The sequence below is a fragment of the Pseudomonas edaphica genome (genome assembly GCF_005863185.1).
Lineage (GTDB): Bacteria > Pseudomonadota > Gammaproteobacteria > Pseudomonadales > Pseudomonadaceae > Aquipseudomonas > Aquipseudomonas edaphica.
On the sequence record NZ_VBVZ01000434.1, the window covers coordinates 1 to 5,357 of the forward strand.

4 protein-coding genes and 2 pseudogenes are annotated in these 5,357 nt (G+C 61.3%); 4 read left to right on the forward strand and 2 right to left on the reverse strand.

Annotated elements, in window-relative coordinates; translation table 11 throughout:
• Positions 1-103: 103 nt before the first annotated feature.
• Positions 104-397, reverse strand: coding sequence for a DUF3077 domain-containing protein (locus FEM54_RS23460; protein ID WP_138453333.1), 294 nt, complete (start codon positions 395-397; stop codon positions 104-106).
• A gap of 395 nt (positions 398-792) precedes the next feature.
• On the opposite strand from FEM54_RS23460, the gene FEM54_RS23465 reads away from it, so the two are divergent.
• From FEM54_RS23465 to FEM54_RS23480, 4 genes and pseudogenes are all read left to right on the forward strand, one after another.
• A complete protein-coding gene (locus FEM54_RS23465) occupies positions 793-1,164 on the forward strand; it encodes a colicin E1 family microcin immunity protein (RefSeq protein ID WP_017137259.1) in 372 nt (123 codons plus the stop codon).
• Positions 1,165-1,400: 236 nt separating this feature from the next.
• Positions 1,401-2,576, forward strand: coding sequence for a M20 aminoacylase family protein (locus FEM54_RS23470; protein WP_138453334.1), 1,176 nt, complete (start codon positions 1,401-1,403; stop codon positions 2,574-2,576).
• A gap of 59 nt (positions 2,577-2,635) precedes the next feature.
• Positions 2,636-3,946 (forward strand): citrate-proton symporter, encoded by a 1,311-nt coding sequence (locus FEM54_RS23475; protein WP_138453335.1) that lies wholly within the window; start codon positions 2,636-2,638, stop codon positions 3,944-3,946.
• A pseudogene (locus FEM54_RS23480) lies at positions 3,943-4,458 on the forward strand (amidase family protein); the annotation flags it as partial. The gene FEM54_RS23475 and the pseudogene FEM54_RS23480, both read left to right, overlap by 4 nt.
• 35 nt (positions 4,459-4,493) lie before the next feature.
• Here FEM54_RS23480 and FEM54_RS23485 read toward each other — a convergent pair.
• Positions 4,494-5,348: pseudogene (locus tag FEM54_RS23485) on the reverse strand (amidase family protein); the annotation flags it as partial.
• Positions 5,349-5,357 lie beyond the last annotated feature (9 nt).

The following is a 5,357-nucleotide window of genomic DNA, read 5'->3' on the forward strand; positions in this document are numbered from 1 at the left end:
GCCACCATCGCAGGCAAGCCAGCTCCCACATGGATTTGTGCTGATCTTGGGAAATGAGGCAGTCCGGACAGGCGCCCGATGCACTGCACCGGGCGCGGACGACTTACTGCGGGGTTGGGCTGCCAGGCTGCAAGGCCAGCAACAGGTCATCGATGATCGCCTTGCCCATTTCCCCCAGGTAATGCGAGGCGAACTCGAACTTCTCTGCCTTGGGGTCCATGGCAGCTTCAAGGGAGAGCATTTTTGCGTAATAGAGCACATGGGATGCGTGTTCGAGGGCTTCTACGAGCGGAACCCCGGCGTTGACGCGGAACAGTTTCAGGTGGCTTTTGTTTTCTCCGCAGTCTGCGAAGGTGGCGGCGCCGAGGGTTTCGGCTGAGGGTATTTCGTACGGCATATGCTTGCTCCTTTGGTACAACCAAAAAGAGCTTCTTTTCTCGGGATTCCACGCCCGGTCGCTGATGAGCAGCGACGGAGGCGAGGTTAACCCTATGCACGCGCCGTCGCAACCGGTGGCCAATAGCTGTCCGCAATCTGCGTTGTGTGGCGAGGGAGCTTGTCGGATCGCCGTACCGTCCCGTTTGACTGCGCAGCAGTCACCGGCTTTTTGGGGGCGCTTCGCACCCCAGCGCAAGCAAGCTTGCTCGCCACAGGGTTATGCGCAGCGGCAGAAGTGTCGGTTGTTGCCTTGAAACTTGCCGGGTGCTGTGTTTCCAGCGCGCGCCCCTGTAGTAACCTTGCCCGCGGCCGACCCCACACACGTCGGCTGTTAACAGGCATAAAAGGAGACTTATGACGCTGGGGCGCAAGGCCGAAAAATACTTCAGGATGATAAGAACGCGAATGGGCCTGGAGAAAAACTATTATTTAAAAAGCTTCGTTATTGCGTTGTTTATTTTTTGCATGAGCGTCTACGGTTTCAAATCAAGCGAAAAGGCCGCGATCTATATTTTGATCTGCGGGGTTAATGCGCTGTTGTTCCCGCTGGCCAGGCGTGCAGTCGAAAACGTTGTCTTTCGTTTTACTGGAAAAGAATTTTGGGCGACACATCCCCTACAGACCGCCGCATCGAATGGTGGTCACACACTGCTATGGATGTTTTATTTCGTTTTTGCCATTCCGCTTGGCGTCTTCTATGGGCTGTGGTTGTGGCTGAAAAAATAGTGCCCGTTCGCGCGGCCTCTGCTTTCTGAGAACGGAACCTCTAGTTGTTGGGCCCCGCGTTTTGGGCGCGCTTCGCACCCCAGCGCAAGCAAGCTTGCTCGCCACAGGGTTATTAGGTGTCGGCCTCAGGTTCCACCCAGTGGAACCACCTTTGATTGTCCTCGCGCCCACATCGCGCTTAGCTGTCGATGTGCCGCCAACAAGAACGGGACCACCCGCCTGTGAGGAGAATCACCATGCGCCCACACCAGCACATTCTGGATTGGCTCAGCGATGTCGCCAGCGACTTGCACGCTGTGCGCCACGATATCCATGCCCATCCCGAACTCGGCTTTGAAGAAAACCGCACCAGCGCGCTCGTTGCGCAGTCCTTGAAAGAATGGGGCTACGAGGTGCACACCGGCATCGGCAAAACCGGTGTGGTCGGCGTGCTGCGCAATGGCAGCAGCTCGCGCACGCTGGGGATTCGCGCCGACATGGACGCCTTGCCCATCATCGAGAACACCGGCGCGGCCTACACCAGCCAGCACGCTGGTTGCATGCACGCCTGCGGGCATGACGGCCACACCACCATGCTGCTCGGCGCCGCGCGTTACCTGGCGGCGACGCGGCAATTTGACGGCACCTTGAACCTGATTTTCCAACCCGCCGAAGAAGGCCAGGGCGGCGCCGAGGCGATGCTGGCCGATGGTTTGCTCGAGCGCTTTCCGTGCGATGGCCTGTTCGGCATGCACAATATGCCGGGCTTGCCGGCGGGGCATCTGGGCCTGCGGGTCGGGCCGATGATGGCCTCGCAGGACTTGCTCACGGTGACGCTGGAAGGCGTCGGTGGCCACGGTTCCATGCCGCATCTGACGGTGGATCCGCTGGTGGCGGCGGCGAGTATGGTCATGGCGTTGCAAACGGTGGTGGCGCGCAATATCGACACCCAGGAAGCCGCCGTGGTCACGGTCGGTGCGCTGCAAGCGGGGCAGGCCGCCAACGTGATTCCTCAGCAAGCGCTGTTGCGCCTGAGCCTGCGCGCGCTGAACCCCAAGGTGCGCGAGCAGATGCTCGAACGGGTCAACGCGATCATCCAGACCCAGGCCGCGAGCTTCGGCTGCACGGTGCAGGTCGAACACCGCCCGGCCTACCCGGTGCTGGTCAACCACGCCGAAGAAACCGAGTTCGCTCGCCAGGTCGGCATTGCCTTGCTCGGCGCCGACGCGGTGGACGGCAACACCCGCACGCTGATGGGCAGTGAAGACTTCGCCTGGATGCTGCAACGCTGCCCCGGCAGTTACCTGTTTATCGGCAACGGCGTGTCGCGGCCGATGGTGCATAACCCTGCCTATGACTTCAACGACGACATCCTGCTGACCGGCGCCGCCTACTGGGGCGCGCTGGCCGAGAGCTGGCTCAAGCCTGCCTGACGACCTCTTTTTTTCTGCCGCTGGACCCTTGCCCTTATCGGTTGAATGGAGTGTTCCTCATGCAGACTTCAAACACAGGCGTATCGCGCACCCGCCAGGTGGTGGCGGCTGTGATCGGCAATGCGCTGGAATGGTATGACTTTATCGTTTACGGCTTTCTGGCCAGCATCATTGCCCGGCAATTCTTTCCGTCGCAGGATGAATACGCCTCGCTGCTGATGGCCCTGGCCACCTTCGGCGTGGGCTTTTTCATGCGCCCGGTGGGCGGCATCCTGCTCGGCATTTATGCCGACCGCAAAGGCCGCAAAGCCGCGATGCAGTTGATTATCCGGCTGATGACCGTGTCTATCGCATTGATCGCCTTCGCGACCAATTACGCCGCCATCGGCATGGGCGCGCCGCTGCTGATTGTGGTGGCGCGCATGCTCCAGGGCTTTGCCACCGGCGGTGAGTACGCGAGTGCCACGGCGTTTCTGGTGGAAAGTGCGCCGGCCCATCGCAAGGGCTTGTATGGCTCCTGGCAGTTGGTGGGGCAATGCCTGGCGGTATTTGGTGGGGCGGCGATGGTGGCGTTGGTCACGCACTTCTTTTCGCCGCAAACCCTCGACCTGTGGGGCTGGCGCGTGCCGTTTGTGCTGGGCTTGCTGATCGGCCCGGTGGGCTTGTGGATTCGCCGGCACCTGGAAGACCCGGAAGAGTTTATCCAGGCACGCAAACAGGCCACCGGCCCGGCGCCGAGCTTGATGGGCGTGCTGCGCGAGCATCGGCGCAGCATCCTTGTCTCCATGGGCTTGGCCTGCGGCGCGACGGTGTCGTTCTACGTGGTGCTGGTGAATATGCCGACCTTCGCGCACAAGAGCCTCGGTTTGCCGCTGGACCAAGTGCTAATGGTGCAGATGTTCGCAGTGGCGCTGATGACCGTGGTGATTCCGCTGTCCGGCATGCTCTCGGACCGGCTGGGGCGGCGGCCGGTGTTGATGGCTTTCACCCTGGCATTCTTTGTGATGGTTTACCCGTTGTATGTGTGGGTGGCCGCGGCACCGTCCATCGAGCGCTTGCTGGTGATGCAAGTGCTGCTGTGCACGGTCATCGGCGGCTTTTTCGGCCCGGCACCGACGGCCCTGGCCGAGCAGTTTCCGATTGAGGTGAGGTCAACGGGTGTGTCGGTGGCTTATAACGTCGCGGTCATGGTGTTCGGCGGTTTCGCACCGTTGATCGTGACCTGGCTGACCAAAGTACTGGGTACGCCAGTGGCGCCGTCGTTTTATGTACTGTTCGCTTGCGTGCTGACGTTGATGGGCACTTACTGCATGCACGAAGCCCCACGGGCGAAAAAAACGCTGCCCTTTTCCAATGAGGTGAAGCCTTGAGCCGTGTTGATTGGGATGCCACGCAGCTGTCGCAAGCGATCCATGCGCGGCAGGTGTCGTGTGAAGACGTGATGGGCGATTACCTGGCGCAGATCCAGCGTTTTAACCCGAGTGTGAATGCGCTGGTGTCGTTACGTGATGCCGATGAAGTGCTGGCCGAAGCGCGTGCCTGTGATCGTGAGTTGGACCAGGGCCAATCGCGAGGCTGGATGCACGGCATGCCCCAGGCGATCAAGGATTTGGCGGCCACCAAGGGCTTGCGCACCACCTTGGGCTCGCCGTTGTTCGCCGAGCATGTGCCCGCCGAAGATGCGATCAGCGTGTCGCGCGTACGGGCCAGCGGCGCGATCATCATCGGCAAGACCAACGTGCCGGAATTCGGCCTCGGCTCGCAGACCTACAACACGCTGTTCGGCACCACCGGCAATGCCTATGACCCACGTTTGGTGGCCGGAGGCAGCAGCGGCGGGGCGGCGGTGGCGCTGGCGTTGCGCATGTTGCCGGTGGATGATCATTTTTCACAGCAAGATACAGGCCCGATCGCAGGTCAACTCATCGATTCAAGGCACGCAGGCGGGCGGCGTTGTACCCATTGCGTCAGCTGTTCATGAGCATAAGCCAGCTGCAAGACAGCGCGGTCCGCCTGGGCCGGGCCGATGATCTGCAAGCCCATGGGCAAGCCTTGAGGATTGAAGCCCACCGGAATGCTCATGCTCGGCAAGCCTGCCAACGTAGGGCCGATCACCACTTCCATCCACCGGTGATAGGTGTCCATTTCACGCCCACCCACCCTGCGCGGCCACGCCTGTTGTGCATCAAAAGGGAACACTTGGGCGCTGGGCAACAGCAGGAAATCGTAACGTTCAAACAGCTTGGCCAAGGCGCGATACCACTCGCTGCGGTCCACCGACGCCTGGTACACCTGCTGCGCACTCAAGCCCAGCCCGCCCTCCACTTCCCATTGCGCTTCGGGTTTAAGCAACGCGCGTTTTTGCGGGTTGGCGTAGGCCGCACCGAGGTTGCCGTGCACCAACCAATGGCGATGCACCAGCCAGCAGCGCCATAGCCGCGCCAGGGAAAATTCCGGCTGGCAGCTTTCCACCTCGCAGCCCAGCGCAGCAAAATCGCCGAGAGCCGACTCGCACAGGCTCATCACACCCTCGTCCATCGGCAGGTAGCCGTTGTAATCCCCCAGCCAGCCCAGGCGCGCGCCTTTGAAATCGCGCTGCAACGGCAAGCCGAACACCGACGGATCGTCCTTGGATGAGAGCGGCACCCGAGGGTCGTAACCGGCCTGGATGCTCAATAACTTCGCCACATCCGTGACGCTGCGGCCCATTGGGCCTTCGGTGCCCAGTTGCTGCACAAACAATTCCGGCACCGGCCCGTGGGGCACGCTGCCCTACGAAGG